Annotated in this window: 14 protein-coding genes; 10 read left to right on the top strand and 4 right to left on the bottom strand. The window is 68.2% G+C overall.

Annotation, left to right across the window (positions count from 1 at the left end):
• Window positions 1–60: 60 nt before the first annotated feature.
• Window positions 61–693, top strand: coding sequence for a protein-methionine-sulfoxide reductase heme-binding subunit MsrQ (gene msrQ, locus CKY51_RS06905; protein WP_022971043.1), 633 nt, complete (start codon window positions 61–63; stop codon window positions 691–693).
• On the opposite strand, the gene CKY51_RS06900 is transcribed toward msrQ, so the two are convergent.
• Window positions 635–1,444, bottom strand: a complete 810-nt coding sequence (locus CKY51_RS06900) for an FHA domain-containing protein (protein ID WP_022971044.1) — start codon at window positions 1,442–1,444, stop codon at window positions 635–637. The two genes, msrQ and CKY51_RS06900, sit on opposite strands and share 59 nt — an antisense overlap.
• Before the next feature lie 107 nt (window positions 1,445–1,551).
• On the opposite strand from CKY51_RS06900, the gene CKY51_RS06895 reads away from it, so the two are divergent.
• The 3 genes from CKY51_RS06895 to CKY51_RS06885 all read left to right on the top strand — a co-directional run bounded on the left by CKY51_RS06895 (window position 1,552) and on the right by CKY51_RS06885 (window position 3,794).
• On the top strand, window positions 1,552–1,827 hold the full coding sequence (locus CKY51_RS06895) for a polyhydroxyalkanoic acid system family protein (RefSeq protein ID WP_022971045.1): 276 nt from the start codon (window positions 1,552–1,554) through the stop codon (window positions 1,825–1,827).
• Between the two features lie 128 nt (window positions 1,828–1,955).
• A complete protein-coding gene (locus CKY51_RS06890; protein ID WP_052172136.1) occupies window positions 1,956–2,483 on the top strand; it encodes a phasin family protein in 528 nt (175 codons plus the stop codon).
• 231 nt (window positions 2,484–2,714) lie between these two features.
• Window positions 2,715–3,794: a restriction endonuclease gene (locus tag CKY51_RS06885; protein ID WP_022971047.1), complete on the top strand. Its 1,080-nt coding sequence runs from the start codon at window positions 2,715–2,717 to the stop codon at window positions 3,792–3,794.
• A gap of 27 nt (window positions 3,795–3,821) precedes the next feature.
• Here CKY51_RS06885 and hutC read toward each other — a convergent pair whose 3' ends face one another.
• Both hutC and CKY51_RS06875 read right to left on the bottom strand, forming a co-directional pair.
• A complete protein-coding gene (hutC, locus tag CKY51_RS06880) occupies window positions 3,822–4,559 on the bottom strand; it encodes a histidine utilization transcriptional repressor HutC (protein WP_031338636.1) in 738 nt (245 codons plus the stop codon).
• Between the two features lie 40 nt (window positions 4,560–4,599).
• Window positions 4,600–5,988 carry a formimidoylglutamate deiminase gene (locus tag CKY51_RS06875; RefSeq protein WP_022971049.1) on the bottom strand — a complete coding sequence of 463 codons (1,389 nt, stop codon included), beginning with the start codon at window positions 5,986–5,988 and terminating at the stop codon, window positions 4,600–4,602.
• 60 nt (window positions 5,989–6,048) lie between these two features.
• Between CKY51_RS06875 and hutI the strand changes: the two genes are divergently transcribed.
• The 6 genes from hutI (at window position 6,049) to CKY51_RS06845 (ending at window position 14,420) form a co-directional block, all read left to right on the top strand.
• Window positions 6,049–7,257: an imidazolonepropionase gene (gene hutI / locus CKY51_RS06870; RefSeq protein WP_022971050.1), complete on the top strand. Its 1,209-nt coding sequence runs from the start codon at window positions 6,049–6,051 to the stop codon at window positions 7,255–7,257.
• 18 nt (window positions 7,258–7,275) lie between these two features.
• On the top strand, window positions 7,276–8,811 hold the full coding sequence (hutH, locus tag CKY51_RS06865) for a histidine ammonia-lyase (RefSeq protein WP_022971051.1): 1,536 nt from the start codon (window positions 7,276–7,278) through the stop codon (window positions 8,809–8,811).
• 108 nt (window positions 8,812–8,919) lie between these two features.
• Complete coding sequence (gene hutG, locus CKY51_RS06860; RefSeq protein WP_022971052.1) at window positions 8,920–9,783, top strand: N-formylglutamate deformylase; 864 nt, start codon at window positions 8,920–8,922, stop codon at window positions 9,781–9,783.
• 49 nt (window positions 9,784–9,832) lie between these two features.
• A complete protein-coding gene (gene hutU, locus CKY51_RS06855) occupies window positions 9,833–11,500 on the top strand; it encodes a urocanate hydratase (protein WP_022971053.1) in 1,668 nt (555 codons plus the stop codon).
• Between the two features lie 235 nt (window positions 11,501–11,735).
• Entirely contained in the window at window positions 11,736–13,358 is a 1,623-nt protein-coding gene (locus CKY51_RS06850; protein ID WP_244952520.1) for a serine hydrolase domain-containing protein, read from the top strand.
• Window positions 13,359–13,685: 327 nt separating this feature from the next.
• Window positions 13,686–14,420 (top strand): hypothetical protein, encoded by a 735-nt coding sequence (locus CKY51_RS06845; protein WP_022971055.1) that lies wholly within the window; start codon window positions 13,686–13,688, stop codon window positions 14,418–14,420.
• Between the two features lie 148 nt (window positions 14,421–14,568).
• On the opposite strand, the gene CKY51_RS06840 is transcribed toward CKY51_RS06845, so the two are convergent.
• The gene (locus tag CKY51_RS06840; protein WP_152249021.1) at window positions 14,569–15,273 is read right to left on the bottom strand and encodes an SGNH/GDSL hydrolase family protein; all 705 of its coding nucleotides are present in this window, start codon (window positions 15,271–15,273) and stop codon (window positions 14,569–14,571) included.
• Window positions 15,274–15,579: the final 306 nt, after the last annotated feature.

Genomic DNA, 15,579 nt, shown 5'->3' with positions numbered 1-15,579 from the left:
GGGACCCGAGACCCGGAGAAGCGCAAGGCAGGCGCACGCCCGCGAACGTCGCTTGGATGGGTGGCGGCCAAAGGGGTGGTGCATGTGCTCGCCTTGCTGCCGTTGGCCGTGCTCTGCTGGCAGTTCTGGCAGGTCTGGCAAACCGGCAGCGATGCGTTGGGCGCCGATCCGGTGGCCGAGATCGAACACCGTACCGGCCTGTGGGCGCTGCGACTGCTGTTGCTCACGCTGGCGATCACGCCGTTGCGCCAGCTCACCGGCCAATCGGCAGTGCTGCGCTTCCGGCGCATGCTCGGGTTGTACGCCTTCGTCTACGCAAGCCTGCACCTGGCCGCGTACCTGGGCCTGGACCTGCGTGGCTACTGGACGCAGCTATTCGAAGAGATCGTCAAACGCCCATACATCACCGTCGGTTTCGCCGCCTGGTTGCTGCTGGTGCCGCTGGCGATCACCTCCACCCAGGGCTGGATGCGCCGGCTCAAGCGCCGCTGGGGACAGCTGCACCGGCTGATCTATGCGATCGGCCTGCTGGCGGTGCTGCATTTCTGGTGGCTGGTGAAGTCCGACATCCGCGAACCGGCGCTGTATGCCGCGATCCTGGCCGTGCTGCTCGGCTGGCGCCTGTTCAAGCGCCTCAGCGCGCGCCGAACCACAGCAGGGCGCTCAACGCCGCCGCCAGCAGCACGGCACTGAGCAGCAACCACGGCCAGCGCGCCACCTTGACCGGCGCCCGCTCGACCGCAGCCGTGGGCTGCGGCGGTGCCGGCGGATCGAGGTCGGGAATGTCCCAGCGGGTGTCCTGTTGCGCGCGCGGCACTTCCACCACGAAGCGATGGCGGGTGTCGAAGACGAGCTGGTCGCCCGCCTGCAGCCAGCCATCGCGCACCGGCACGCCATTGATCCAGCTGCCGTCCTCCGAGCCGAGATCGCGCAGCAGCACGCGCTCGCCGTGCCGCTCCAGCCGCGCGTGCTGGGCGGCGAAGATCGGATCGTCGATGACGATATCGGCGGCCGGATCGTTGCCCACCAGCCGCGGCCGGTCCAGGGTGACGCTGCGGCCGTGATGGCGTCCGCCCAGGCCACGCAGAACCAGGCAGACCTCGCCTAGGCCACGCGCCTGCTCCTGGCCATCGTCGCTGGGCGCGCTGGACGGCGCACTGCGCAACAGCATCTCGACCCCATCGGCGTAGACCGCATCGCCGGCCCGCAGCAGCGCCATCCGCCGCACCGGCCGCCCGTTCACGTGGATGCCGCGGATGCCGTTGGCGACCTGCAGCCACAAGCCGCGCTGATCCAGGCAGAACTGCGCCAGCAACAGCGCACCCTGCGCGTCGTCGACCACCCGCACGCTGCCGGAGGCATGTCGTACGATGCGATGGACGCCGGGCTTGAGGGGATGGTCCGGCTGTTGCCGGTTGCTGAAATGGACTTGCAGGTCGCGCACTGCGGCAGCCTAGCAGGTTTGCCACAGGCCCCATAGCCGCACCGACGGACTTGGAGCGCGCCGCGCGCTTGCGCACAATGCGCATCCTTTCTGTTGTGTGATCGCCCATGTCCAGCATCGATATTCGCCACGACCATTCCCGAACCCCCGCCCAGGCCCGGGCGGCGATCGAGGAAGCGGCACGCAAGCTGGGCGAACGCTTCGGCGTCACCTCGCACTGGGAGGGTGACACCTTGCATCTGGCGCGTGCCGGCATCGACGGCATGATCAAGCTGCTGCCGCAGCAGGTACACGTGACCGCCGAGCTGGGCTTTCTGCTGGCGGCGATGCAACCGATGGTCGAGTCGGAGATCCGCCGCCTGCTGGCCGCCAAGCTGGACTGAGTTGCCTTCAGCGGCAAGTCACCTGTCTGACGCTGCGCAGGCGGATGCTTGGCATTGCTTCACCTGGTCGATGCAGCATCGGCTCTAGGGTGGAGCGCATGGCATCCGGCAATCGACAGGAGCATCGCATGACGAGCCAATACGATCCGAACGGACAGCGCGACACCGCCGCCCACGGCTTCCAGGCGCAGGCCGAGCAGATCTCGCGCCGGCTTGGCGAATCGGCGCAGACCGTGTGGCTGGCCGGCCTGGGCGCGCTGGGGCGCGTGCAGAACGAGGGCAGCAAGCTGTTCGACTCGCTGGTGCGCGAAGGCGCGGCCTACGAGCGCAGCGGCCGCCGTCAGGCCGCTGCCAGCGCAGACGAGCTACGCGCCGAGGTCGAAACCCAGTTCGAGCAGGCCCGCGATACCGCGGTGCGCGGCTGGGACCGCCTCGGCAAGGCCTTCGACGAGCGGGTCAAGGGCGTGTTGCGCACCTTGAACATTCCCGAGCAGGACGAGCTGGAAACGCTGCGACGCGAGGTCGAATCGCTCAAGGCCCAGGTCCGGGCCAATACCGCCGCCACCAAACGCGCCAACCGCACCGCCAACCATGCGGCGGCCCAGGCTGCGGCCGGCGAGCACGCCGAGACCGGCGGCGATCACGAGGCCCCGTAACCGCCGCGCATGTTGCAAAGCAACAAGCGTTTTCCAGATAATCGGGAACGACCCGCCAGTCCAGCAACACAAGTCCGTTTGATCCCCTCCCCTCACGGCTTTGGACTGGCGGGTCTTTTGCTGCCTGCATCACGCCTCTCACGCTCAATTCCATCGCCTCATTGACGAAAGCTGCACAAGGCAGTCTTCTAGGCACATCGTTCCCCGCCTGCGCCTGGTTACCGCTCGACAATGCATCCCTGGATCCTGGCGCTGTTGGCCGCACTCCTGCTCTGGTTGGGGCTGTGCGCGTATTTCTGGTTGGTGTATCGGCGTTCGGACGAGACCAACCGGGGCATCCGCGCCTTGGCCACGATGCACTGGCGCGATTTTGGCGCGGTCGTGGTCCGCGTGCTGCAGGAACAACGCGGCTGGCAGCCGCTGAAGATGCCGCAAGACGGCATTCCCTCGACCGATTTCATGATGCAGACCGAGCACGGCACCCGTCTGGTGGCGTGCAAGCATGGCCGCGGTTATCGGATCGGCGTGGCAGCGGTGAACGAACTCGGCGCCAGCGCGCGGCTGGCCGGCGCGGTCGGCGGGGTGATGGTCACCGAAGGCCGCATGGAAGGCGAAGGCCTGGCCGCGGCGGACAAGCAATCGGTCGAGGTGCTGGACGGCGTCCGCCTGTGGCCGCTGCTCAAGCCTTATCTCCCCGGCGACGTCGAGTCCAGCGTGGTCCAGGGCGCGCGTCGGCGGGCGATCCGCTATTGCCTGCTGACCGGGATGGCCATCGCGGCCGGGGGCGTGGCGATCGGCCTGGCACTGCGACCGGCGACGCCGACCGTCGCGCCCGCGATCGCCAACAGCGCTGCGCCGGCGGCAGCGCCTGCACGTACGCCGCCTGCAGCGGCCGCACCCCCGACCACCGCCGCTTCGCCGGCCACGTCTTCGCCGGCTCCGGCTGCCGTACCGGCACCGGTACCGGCAACGTCGCCTGGCGCGGCATCGACTCCCGCAGTGTCGAGTGCGGCCACGCCCCCCACCGCGCCATCGACGTCGCCAGCAAACGGCGAACCGGATGCGCAGACCATGGCGGGCTACCGACGCGAGCTTTCCAAGATCCTGGCGCAGACGCCCGGACTGGTCCGCGGCATTTGGGTCACCCCAACGACCCTGGCAGTGGATCGCACCGTCGAGGACGCACAGGCCTGGCCGTTGATCTGCAAGGAAGTGCAGCAATACCCGTACCTGCGCACGGTGCGGGTGCAACTCAATCCACGTCCGGGCAACAAGGAAGCGGTGCGCTGGCGCCAGTGCGCCACCTTCTGAGCCGAGCGCCTGCGCTGACCAGGTCGGTTAGCGCAGGCCGGGTGCGAAACGCGCCACCAGGTCGTAATAGCCACCCAGAAACAGTTGCCGCACATAGGTCACCGGCTGGTCGCCGCGCCAGGTGTGACGGTCGATCACCAGGCACGCGGCGCCCTCGGCCACCTGCAACTGCCGCGCCTGCGCCGCATCGGCCCCGATGGCGCTGATCCGATGCTCGGCGCGGGTCCAGGACACATTGCGCAACAACCAACTGCCTGGCGCCAGCTCGGTGAACGGCTGCGCGAGCGCCTCCGGCACGGTGGTGACGTCGATCACCCGCTGTTCCAGCGCGAACGGCGACCCGTCGGCCAGATGCACGCTGTCCAGCGCCAACACCTTGCCGGTGCTGCCCAGCATGCGCTCCTGCGGCGCGCGCGCCCGCGGCGCGCGCAGCCGTCGTGCCAGCAGGGCAAACCCGTAACGGTGACCACGCGCCGTCATCTCGACCTCGATGTCCGGGATCGACAAGGCCACCTGTTCCAGGTGCGGATGCGGGCGCGCCACGAACGAACCGGCGCGGCGGCGGCGCTCGATCATGCCGGCGTCGGCCAATAGCCCGAGCACCTTGTTGACGGTCATCCGCGAGCAGCCGTAGCGCGCCATCAGTTCGTGTTCGGGCGGGATGCGGTGTCCGGGCGGCCAGCGACCGCTATGGATCTGCGCTTCCAGCTCCTGGCGGATGCGCTGGTGCAAGGTGCCGGGCACCGGGGGCGAAATAGCGGTCAAGCCGGGCCTCCGATCGGACCTGCGGTGTGCGGGGACCGGCTCATGCGTTGAGCAAGCTGCGCAAGGTGGCGCGATAGCGTGCACCGATGCGCTCGCGATCGACGTGGCGCCCGTCGGCCACCACCACGCGCCCGGCGCGCCAGACCGTCCGCACCGCGCCGCCGCGCGCGGCGAACACCCAGCTGTCCAGCAAGGCATCGCCGCTGCGCGCAGCCAGCGCCGGATGCTGCAGCTCCAGCGCCAGCAGGTCGGCGGCAGCACCCGCCACCAGGCCGACCTGGGTCACGCCCAGCGCCTGCGCCGCGCCATCCAGCGCCTGCCGGTAGAGCCAGCCGCCGCTGGCACTGCCCGCCGGCGCCAGCACGTTGCGCGCACGCACGTGCAAACGCTGGCCATATTCGAGCAAGCGCAACTCCTCGGCGGCATCGATCAGCACATTGGAATCGGAGCCGACCCCGAAGCGCCCGCCGGACGCGGCGAAGGACGCCATCGGGAACAGCCCATCGCCCAGGTTGGCCTCGGTGATCGGACACAGGCCGACCACCGCTGCACTGGCGACGATGGACTGCAGTTCGTTGGCGTCGACATGGGTGGCGTGGACCAGGCACCAACGGCGATCCACCGGCAGATGCGCGTAGAGCCATTGCACCGGACGCAGTCCCGACCAGGCCAGGCAGGCATCGACCTCGCGCTGCTGTTCGGCAATATGCAGGTGGATCGGGCCATCGCGCAGGCCGATCAAGGCCTGTAACTGCGCCGGCGTGACCGCGCGCAGGCTGTGTGGCGCCACCCCGAGCACGGCGTCCGGCAGTGGTGCCAGTGCACGGGTGCAGCCGTCCAGCAACTGTGCGAATGCGTCCAGGTCGTGGATCAAGCGCGCCTGCGCCGGAGTCGGCGGCGCGGCGCCGAAATCGGCGTGCGCATAGAACACCGGCAACAGGGTCAGACCGATGCCGGTGCTCGCTGCGGCCGCCGCGATACGTGTACTCATCTCGGCGGGATCGGTATAGGGCCGACCGCCCGGGCCGTGATGCAGATAGTGAAACTCGCCGACGCGGGTGAACCCGGCCTCCAGCATCTCCATGTACGCCTGTTCGGCGATGGCTTGCAGGCTGTCCGGATCGAGCCGATCGACGAAGCGGTACATCAGCTCGCGCCAACTCCAGAAGCTGTCGCCGCTGGGGCCGCCGACTTCCGTCAGGCCGGCCATGCCGCGCTGGAACGCATGGCTGTGCAGGTTGCCCAGGCCGGGGAGCAACGCATCCACCCGGGTGTCGCCGGTGGCGGCCGGCACTCCCACCTGGATCTCGGCGATACGCCCCTGCGCCAGCGTCAGCCGTACCTGCGCGGCCCAGCCGGACGGCAGCAGCGCCTGCGCAGCCCAGAGCGTCTGCGCTGGAACCTGCGATCGAAATTGCGGATTTGCCACTGGACACCCTCGCTGCGCGAACATAATGTATATACATATCAGACACCCGGGAGCTGCGCCATGCAGTGCGACGTCCTCTGGCATAACGCACGGCTGATGACCCTGGATGACAGCCATGGCGGTCTGGGTATCGTGGATGATGGTGTGCTGGCCTGCCAGGCCGGCCGCCTGGTCTACGCCGGCCCGGCCGCGGGCGCGCCCGACCTGCAGGCGGCCAGCAGCCACGACTGCCAGCGCCGCTGGATCAGCCCCGGCCTGATCGACTGCCACACCCACCTGGTGTATGCCGGCAATCGCGCCAACGAATTCGAACAGCGCTTGCGTGGCGCCAGCTACGCGCAGATCGCTGCCGCCGGTGGCGGCATCGTGGCGACCGTCGGCGCCACCCGCGCCGCCGACGAGGACGCGCTGCTGGCCGCCAGCCTGCCGCGCCTGGACGCCTTGCTGCGCGAAGGCGTCACCACGCTGGAAATCAAGTCCGGCTACGGGCTCACGCTGGACGACGAAGCCAAGCAGCTGCGCGTTGCGCGCCGCCTGGCCGAGCTGCGCGCGGTAGAGGTGGCACCGACCTTCCTCGGCGCGCATGCGGTGCCGCCCGGCAGCCAGGCGCAGGACTACATCGATCAGGTCTGTATGCAGATGATCCCGGCGATCGCCACCCAAGGCCTGGCCGAAGCGGTGGATGTGTTCTGCGAGCACCTGGCGTTCTCGCCGGCGCAGGCCGAACAGGTGTTCGTCGCGGCGCGTGCGCATGGGCTGGCGATCAAGATCCACGCCGAACAACTGAGCAACCAGCATGGCGCTGCGTTGGCGGCGCGGCATGGCGCGCTGTCGGCCGATCACGTCGAATATCTGGATGCCGACGGCATCGCCGCGATGGCGCAGGCCGGCACCGTCGCGGTGCTGCTGCCCGGCGCGTTCTACTTCACCCGCGATACCCAGCTGCCACCGCTGGACGCCTTGCGCGCGGCCGGGGTGCCGTTGGCGCTGGCCACCGACTGCAACCCCGGCACCTCGCCGCTGACCAGCCCGTTGCTGGCGATGAACCTGGCCGCGACCTTGTTCCGCATGACGGTCGACGAGTGCATCGCCGGCTTCACCCGCGCAGCCGCACGCGCGCTGGGCCGCGGCGATCGCCTGGGCCAGCTGCGTGCGGGCATGGACTGCGACCTGGCGATCTGGGACATCGAGGCGCCGGCCGACCTGGTCTATCGCATGGGTTTCAATCCTCTGCATGCCCGCGTTTGGCGCGGGCAATCGTTTTCCTGATCTCGCGTTGGAGTCGTCATGAGTGCTTGCATCACCCTGCAGCCCGGCCAGGTGTCCCTGGCACAGTGGCGCGCCCTGTACCGCGGCGCCGACGCCGCGCTGGACCCGGCCTGCGCCGCGGCCGTGCTGCGCAGCGCGCAGACGGTGGCGGCGATCGTCGCGCGCGGCGAGCCGGTGTACGGCGTCAACACCGGCTTCGGCAAGTTGGCCAGCGTGCGCATCGAACGCGAGGACCTGCAAACCCTGCAACGCAATATCGTGTTGTCGCATGCGGCCGGCGTCGGCGCACCGACCCCGGTGGCGGTGGTGCGGTTGATGATGGCACTCAAGCTCACCAGCCTGGCGCAGGGCGCCTCGGGCGTACAGCCGCAGACGTTGGCGCTGCTGGAGGCCATGCTGCGGCAAGGCATCACCCCGGTAGTGCCCTGCCAGGGCTCGGTCGGCGCCTCCGGCGATCTGGCGCCGCTGTCGCACCTGGCCGCGGTCATGCTCGGCGTCGGCGAGGCGTTCGTCGGGCCTGCGCGTCTGCCGGCCGCGCAGGCACTGGCGCAGGCGGGGCTGCAGCCCTGCGTGCTCGGCGCCAAGGAAGGCCTGGCGCTGCTCAACGGCACCCAGTTCTCCACCGCCTGCGCGCTGGCCGGGTTGTTCGAGATCGAGACCGTGCTGCAGGCCGCGCTGGTCACCGGCGCGTTGTCGGTGGAAGCGGCCAAGGGCTCGGACACGCCGTTCGATCCCCGCATCCACGCGCTGCGCGGACAACCCGGGCAGATCGCCGTGGCTGCAGCGCTGCGCGCGCTGATGGCCGACTCGGCGATCCGCGAATCGCACCGGCTCGGCGATGTGCGCGTGCAGGACCCGTACTGCCTGCGTTGCCAGCCGCAGGTGATGGGCGCAGCGCTGGACGTGATGCGCCAGGCCGCATGCACGCTGGAAATCGAAGCCAATGGTGTGTCGGACAATCCGCTGGTGTTCAGCGACACCGGCGAGGCGCTGTCCGGCGGCAACTTCCACGCCGAGCCGGTGGCGTTTGCCGCCGACATGCTGGCGCTGGCGGTGTGCGAAATCGGCTCGATCAGCGAGCGCCGCACCGCCATGCTGGTGGATCCGGCGCTGTCCGGCCTGCCGGCCTTCCTGACGCCGCGGCCGGGATTGAATTCCGGCTTCATGATTCCGCAGGTCACCGCCGCCGCGCTGGTCTCGGAGAACAAGCAGCAGGCCTATCCGGCCAGTGTCGATTCGATCCCGACCTCGGCCAACCAGGAAGATCACGTCTCGATGGCCGCACACGGTGCGCGCCGCCTGCTGGCGATGGCCGAGAACGCGGCCAACGTGGTCGGCATCGAACTGCTGGCCGCCACGCAGGGTTGCGACTTCCACGCTCCGCTGCGCTCCAGCGCCGCGTTGGAAGCGGCGCGCGCATTGCTGCGTGCCCGCGTGCCGGCGTTGCAGGACGATCGCTATTTCCACCCGGACATGCTGGCCGCCACCGCGCTGGTGCGCGACGGCGCCCTGGTTGCGGCGGTGGGGATGCGCTTGCCCGAGGTCAGTGTCTGACCCGCAGAAACCGCCGTAGGAGCGGCTCCAGACGCGACCGGGTCTTCTCGGCAATGCCCGGTCGCGGCTAACGCCGCTCCTACAGAACAGCACAACGCGCGAGGCCGTATGACATCCCTACCCGATTGGCTCAGTGTGCACCGCGGCGATGCGCCGCTGATCCTCAGCTTCCCGCATACCGGCACCGACCTGCCGGACGCGCTGGCCGAGCGCTTCGTCTCGCCATGGCTGGCGCGGCGCGATGCCGACTGGTGGGTGCACCATTTGTACGACTTCGCCGAAACGCTGGGCGCGACCTGCGTACGCACCGCGATCTCGCGCTCGGTGATCGACGTCAATCGCGACCCGGCCGGGGTGTCGCTCTATCCAGGGCAGAACACCACCGGGCTGTGCCCGCTGACCACCTTCGACGCGCAGCCGCTGTACCGGCCCGGCGCCGAGCCGGATGCGGCCGAGATCGCGCAGCGCCGCGCGCACTGGTTTGCGCCTTATCACGCCGCGCTGGACGCGGAGATCGCGCGCCTGCGCGGCCTGCATCCGGCGATCGTGGTCTACGACGCGCATTCGATCCGCTCGCGCATTGCGCACCTGTTCGAGGGCGAGCTGCCGCAGTTCAACATCGGCAGCGCCGGCGCCTCCGGCGCGGTGGACACCAGTTGCGCGGCGACGCTGACCGATGCGGTCGAAGGCGTCTGCGCCGGCAGCGGCTTCAGCCACGTGCGCAACGGCCGCTTCAAGGGCGGCTGGAGCACCCGCCATCACGGCGCGCCGGCCGACGGCGTGCACGCAATCCAAATGGAACTGGCCTGCCGCGGCTACATGCACGAACCGGAGACGGTCGATCCCAGCACCTGGCCCTCGCCCTGGAACCCCGAACACGCCACGCCACTGCGCGCGGTGCTGCAGCAGGTGCTGCAGGCCTGCCTCGACTTCGCCCGCCGCCCCGCCGCCTCCGGCCACGTCGCCGACTGACGCGCGCGCCGCGCTTTCGCCTTCCGCGCATCCACCTGAGGATTCCCGCATGACCCGCCTCGACGCCACCCGCCGCATCCAAGCCCCCACCGGCAGCAGCCTCACCGCAAAGAGCTGGCTCACCGAAGCGCCGCTGCGGATGCTGATGAACAATCTTGACCCGGACGTGGCCGAACGTCCGCAGGAGCTGGTGGTGTACGGCGGCATCGGCCGCGCCGCGCGCGATTGGGAAAGCTTCGATGCCATCGTCGCCGCGCTCACCCGCCTGGACGACGACCAGACCCTGCTGGTGCAATCGGGCAAGCCGGTCGGCGTGTTCCGCACCCACGCCGATGCCCCCCGCGTGCTGATCGCCAATTCCAATCTGGTGCCGCGCTGGGCCAACTGGGACCACTTCAACGCGCTGGATCGCAAGGGTCTGGCGATGTATGGGCAGATGACCGCCGGCAGCTGGATCTACATCGGCGCGCAAGGCATCGTGCAAGGAACCTACGAAACCTTCGTGGAGATGGGCCGACAGCACTACGGCGGCGATCTGTCCGGGCGCTGGCTGTTCACCGGCGGGCTCGGCGGTATGGGCGGTGCACAGCCGCTGGCCGCGGTGATGGCCGGTGCCTCCTGCCTGGCGGTGGAATGCCGCAAGAGCAGCATCGACATGCGCCTGCGCACCGGCTACCTGGATACCTGGACCGACTCGCTGGACGAGGCGCTGCAGCTGATCGATGAGGCCTGTGCGCGCAAGACACCGCGCTCGATCGGCCTGCTCGGCAACGTCGCCGACGTGCTGACCGAGCTGCTGGCGCGCGGGGTGAGGCCTGATCTCTTGACCGACCAGACGTCCGCGCACGACCCGGTCAACGGCTACCTGCCGCAGGGCTGGACGGTCGAGCAGTGGGACCAACAGCGCGTCTCTGCGCCGAAGCAGGTCGAACAGGCCGCACGCGCCTCGATGGCCAACCACATCCGCGCCATGCTCGGCTTCCACGCGCTCGGCGTGCCGACCGTGGACTACGGCAACAACCTGCGGCAGATGGCGCTGGAAGAAGGCGTGGACAATGCCTTCGACTTTCCCGGCTTCGTACCGGCGTATATCCGCCCGCTGTTCTGCCGCGGCATCGGCCCGTTCCGCTGGGCTGCACTGAGCGGCGACCCGGAGGACATCGCGCGAACCGATGCCAAGGTCAAGGAATTGATTCCCGACAATCCGCACCTGCACCGCTGGCTGGACATGGCGGCGGAGAAGATCCGGTTCCAGGGCCTGCCGGCGCGGATCTGCTGGGTCGGCCTGGGCGACCGCCACCGGCTGGGCCTGGCCTTCAACGCCATGGTCCGCAGCGGCGAGCTGAAGGCACCGGTGGTGATCGGGCGCGACCACCTCGACAGCGGCAGCGTGGCCTCGCCCAACCGCGAGACCGAGGCAATGGCCGACGGCTCGGACGCAGTCTCGGACTGGCCGTTGCTCAATGCCCTGCTCAATACCGCTTCCGGCGCGACCTGGGTCTCGCTCCACCACGGCGGCGGCGTCGGCATGGGTTTCTCGCAGCATGCCGGCATGGTGATCGTCTGCGACGGCAGTGAAGCCGCCGACCGACGCCTCGCACGGGTGCTGTGGAACGACCCCGCCACCGGCGTCATGCGCCACGCCGATGCCGGCTACGCCATTGCGCTCGACTGCGCCAAGGAACAGGGCCTGGACCTTCCGGGCATCCTGCGCTGACCGCACGCCGCGGTCGCCGCCATCGATGCCGCGGTTGGCGGCGCGGCGTCTTGCTGCCGGCGATGGGGCTGACGCGAGATCGCAGCAATCGGCCGGGGCATCGCGCTGGCAGCGGCCCTGTGCCCTGAGAGACCACCAGCGCATATGCGTCGCCAGCACGCGCCCATATGCGACGATGCCGCACGGCCGAGCGCTTCGGCCAGCGAGGCGAACGCAGATGGATGAGCCGGCCAACATGGACGATACCCCTCCGACACCACCGCGCAGTGCCCGCCTCGCGCTCGATCGCTATCGGCAGGGCACGACCACTGCGGGTGTCATGCCCTCGCACCTCCAGCCCATCGCAACGCCCTGCCTATCGGGCCGCACGCACACCCGCGTTGACCCGTCGACCTTCGCCGTGGCGGTCGCCGTGCGTCTGCGCTTGCACGCACGCTGGCTGCGTCCATCCCCACTGCTGTGCGTCCTCTTGTGCCTGTTACCGGGCGGCGCGGCGGCGACGGAGCTGTCCAGGCGGCTGGACGCGCAACTGCAACTCAATCGCGAGCGTTACGGCATCGCCGGCCAGGCCGTGCTGATCGCGCACGACGGCAAGGTGATCTACCAGGCGGCGAGTGGCGAGCGCGATTTCGCCGCGCAGGCGCCGATGACGGTGGACAGCGTGTTCGCTGCGCAGTCGCTGGCCAAGCTGTTCACCAGCACGTTGCTGATGCAGTTGGTGGAACACCGCAAGGTGGATCTGGATGCGCCCATCAGCCGTTACCTGCCGCAACTCCCGCAGGGGTGGCGGGCGATCCCAGTGCGCGACTTCCTCAATCACAGTTCGGGCGTGGCCGAATACTTCGAAAAACGCGGCGAACGGCTGGCGAGCCCAGGCTACGACGGCCTCGCGCCCGATCTGACCGCGGCGCTGGCAGCTGCCGGTGCGGCACCGCTACAGTTCGCACCCGGCACCCGCGCGCGCTACACCCAGACCAATTTCCTGGTGCTCACTGCCCTGCTGGAAGCGCACTACCGCAAGCCCTATCCGATCATCGTGCGCGAGCGCATCCTGCGGCCCCTGCAGCTGCGCAACACCTGGCTGGGACGTGCTGCGGTGCCGAAGGATCGCGCAGCGGTGGCGTACACCGGCAAGCAGGGCGTGCTGCAGCCGGACGACGAAGCGCCGTGGCCCAGCTACGGCTGGGGCCATGCCGATCTGCAGACCACCGTCGGCGATATGCAGCGGTTCCTGCAGGCGCTGGCCGCCGGCCGGCTGCTGCAGCGAGCGACATTGGAACGCCTTTGGCAGCCGCAACGCCTCAGCGACGGCGGCCAGAACGCGTTCGCCAGCGGCTGGGATCGCGCGAACCGCGATGGCTATACCGAGGTCGGGCATGATGGCGGTACCCGCGTGCGCGTCCGTCTGGCCTACCGGGGCACGCTGGCCGGCGACTGCTGGATCTTCGTGTATTTCACCAACGGCAGTGCACGCAATGTCTGGTCGCGGGTGCTGGTGGACAGCACCATGGCCACCACCGCACCGGCGCAATTTCCGCATGCCGCGCTGTCCGAACGCATGATCGCTTACGCGCTGGACAGCGCGCCCGAGTCCGAGCGTGCGTTGCGCGCGTGGCTGAAGGACTGCGGCATCGACGGCGCTGCGCTGGAGCCTGCAATCAACACGGCGGGCTATACGATCCGCGAAAACCTTGGCGCAGGCGTGGCGCTGAAGGTATTTGCGCTCAATGCCGCGTTGCATCCGGATTCGGCCAACGTCTGGGACAGTCTGGCCGAGTGCCACGCTGCTCTGGGCGACAAGGACACCGCCGAGCGGCTGTACGCCAAATCGCGCGCGCTCGCCAAGCCCGCGCGCTGATGCCGGATCGGTGACTGCCGGCCGCGGCGGCGCGTCGGACTGGACCGCCGATCACCAGGCATTGCCTGCGGAATCCATAGGCCACCCGCGGCAGGTACCGGCCGGTGCCGCCGCCGCTCACCGGGCGGCGTGTCGCGCATCGGCACAGGCAGCACCTTCCGGACACGGTAGCTCCACGCTATCGCGCGTCCCTGCGCAGTGCCAGCCCACTCCACCGCTACCCGCAACTGACGCCCCCCCACGAAACAGCCGCGCTCGCCAGCGTATTTCGGCCTCAAGAGCTAGCGCTTCAGGCCGAAAAGATATGCATCGTTCCGAGGAACCTCCATGGGTATCCTGATCTATCTGGTGCCGGCGCTTGCGCTCTGGGCGCTCATTGCCACCGGGATGGCCTATGCCCGCGGTCAGCAATGGCGTGCCGAGTGCAACCAGCACGCCAATGCCCAGGACAGCCTGTCGCGCTACCAGGCCGCGTTGTCGCAACTGAAGGCCCGCGCGGCTGCCAGTGCGCGCGAGCTGGAGGCATTGCAGCACAGCTACGCGGCGCTGAAGGAAACCCTGGAGGCCCAGCAGTCGAACGACACGGCAACCACTCCGCGCGATCCGGTCCCGGTGCTTCCGGCAGTCCTGATCCAGCAATTGGACATCGCCGCCGAAACCGGGGTGTTGTTCAAGCACGTGGCGCGGGTCGCCCGCAGCCTGCGCCGCTATAGCGCCTACAGCCGCGGTCACGCCGGGCCCGAACCGGCCACCGCGCGCTACGACCTGCATTGGCTGGCCGACTGTCTGCACAGCGTGGACCAGATCGGGCATGCGCTGGAACGCAGTAGCGTCGGGGCGCTGATCACCGCCTGCCAGGACTTGCTGTCGATGTACGAGCACTACTTGAAGGACGGCTCCGGCTACAACAGCCGCGACACCTTCCAGCGACTGAGCAGCGATGTGCCCCTGGCCGAGGCGATCGATGCGATCCGCTCGATCATCGTCAAGGCCACCCTGGCGCAGGACGCGCGCGACGCCATCCAGGAAGAACAGGACAGCACGGTCGATTCGGTCGGCTGAGTGGTGGAGTTAGCACATGTTGGCAATGGGCTGCTGCCCGAAGTTAGCCATGCCCACGCGGCGCGGAACGGCGCACCTGGAAGCGATCGACGACCGCGCGGCCTGAGCGCAAACGCTTCTACAAGCGCAGGCTGACCATTCGCATGCACTACTTAAACAGCTCAATCACCTGCTTCGCAATGAGCTGATGTCCCTTAGCGTTGGGATGATTCGATTGAGCCATCAACTCTTGCCGCTCGCCCTGATAAGCCTGAAAAGCAGCGTAAGTATCGGCCAACGGTAATCCTTGCGTCCTTGCAAGGCTGCGAATCATCTCAACCTGTTGCAGCAACGTCGACTTGGAGAGCGGCGGATCGCCACTAAGGTCGATGCTTGGAGTCATCAGCACCACGCAGGCGCGCACCGATCGCGCCTCACCGATCATCGACATGAGGTTGGAGCGCGACTGCGCGACGGTCAAACCACGATCGTTAAGACCATAGTCGATCATGATCACGCGGGGCGAATGACCCAAAACCTCGCGACGGAACCGCAGTAATCCCTGACTGGAATTCTCGCCACCAACGGCAGACGTGATCACATTGATGACGGCGGTTGGATAAAGCCTATCGAGTCCGTCGGCGATAAGACGTGGATACGCCTCCCGGCCATGCACCGATGGGGTGGCAAAATATCCCGCTGGCACGCTGTGCCCGAAGGCTACGATATTGACAGTATGGTTCTCAGGCCAAGCGAGCCTCAACTCCTGCTTGACCGCGGCAAGACAGGCACCTACCGCGGGCGCGGGCGCGGGCGCAGCATGCGCCGCAAATGGGAGGGTCGCCAGGCTCAAAAGGAGTCGCATGATCTTCATCGGGCGGATTATGGCGTATTAAAAGCCGTTTGGCGCACCACTTCCACAGCTGCTATCTCAGAGCTTATCGCAATGGGTCAGTATCGCCCGCACCCAGCCCCCCCCCCCGCCTCTTATACACAACTGACGATGCCGACGAAGAGGATAGTGGTGATCTCGGAGGTGCGCGCAGCCTTATAAAAAAAAAAAAAAAAAAAAATAACACGAAGGAACAGTACTAAACACAAAACTATAAACCGAAATCGAAACGGTCATCTGCGGACACACTAGTAATATATCCGTAAGACTCACACAGCGTCTAATACA

It is taken from the genome of Xanthomonas maliensis, assembly GCF_009192945.1.
GTDB classification, from domain to species: domain Bacteria; phylum Pseudomonadota; class Gammaproteobacteria; order Xanthomonadales; family Xanthomonadaceae; genus Xanthomonas; species Xanthomonas maliensis.
Note: the sequence above shows the minus strand (reverse complement) of the source record. Positions and strands in the feature narration are given on the sequence as shown.

What these genes read in the sequence shown, in the direction of transcription:
- hutG (WP_022971052.1), top strand. Translation starts at nt 8,920, where the DNA reads ATGACATCCCTACCCGATTGGCTCAGTGTGCACCGCGGCGATGCGCCG.
- hutI (WP_022971050.1), top strand. Translation starts at nt 6,049, where the DNA reads ATGCAGTGCGACGTCCTCTGGCATAACGCACGGCTGATGACCCTGGAT.
- CKY51_RS06885 (WP_022971047.1), top strand. Translation starts at nt 2,715, where the DNA reads ATGCATCCCTGGATCCTGGCGCTGTTGGCCGCACTCCTGCTCTGGTTG.
- CKY51_RS06890 (WP_052172136.1), top strand. Translation starts at nt 1,956, where the DNA reads ATGACGAGCCAATACGATCCGAACGGACAGCGCGACACCGCCGCCCAC.
- CKY51_RS06850 (WP_244952520.1), top strand. Translation starts at nt 11,736, where the DNA reads ATGGACGATACCCCTCCGACACCACCGCGCAGTGCCCGCCTCGCGCTC.
- CKY51_RS06840 (WP_152249021.1), bottom strand. Translation starts at nt 15,273, where the DNA reads ATGAAGATCATGCGACTCCTTTTGAGCCTGGCGACCCTCCCATTTGCG.
- CKY51_RS06845 (WP_022971055.1), top strand. Translation starts at nt 13,686, where the DNA reads ATGGGTATCCTGATCTATCTGGTGCCGGCGCTTGCGCTCTGGGCGCTC.
- hutH (WP_022971051.1), top strand. Translation starts at nt 7,276, where the DNA reads ATGAGTGCTTGCATCACCCTGCAGCCCGGCCAGGTGTCCCTGGCACAG.
- CKY51_RS06895 (WP_022971045.1), top strand. Translation starts at nt 1,552, where the DNA reads ATGTCCAGCATCGATATTCGCCACGACCATTCCCGAACCCCCGCCCAG.
- hutU (WP_022971053.1), top strand. Translation starts at nt 9,833, where the DNA reads ATGACCCGCCTCGACGCCACCCGCCGCATCCAAGCCCCCACCGGCAGC.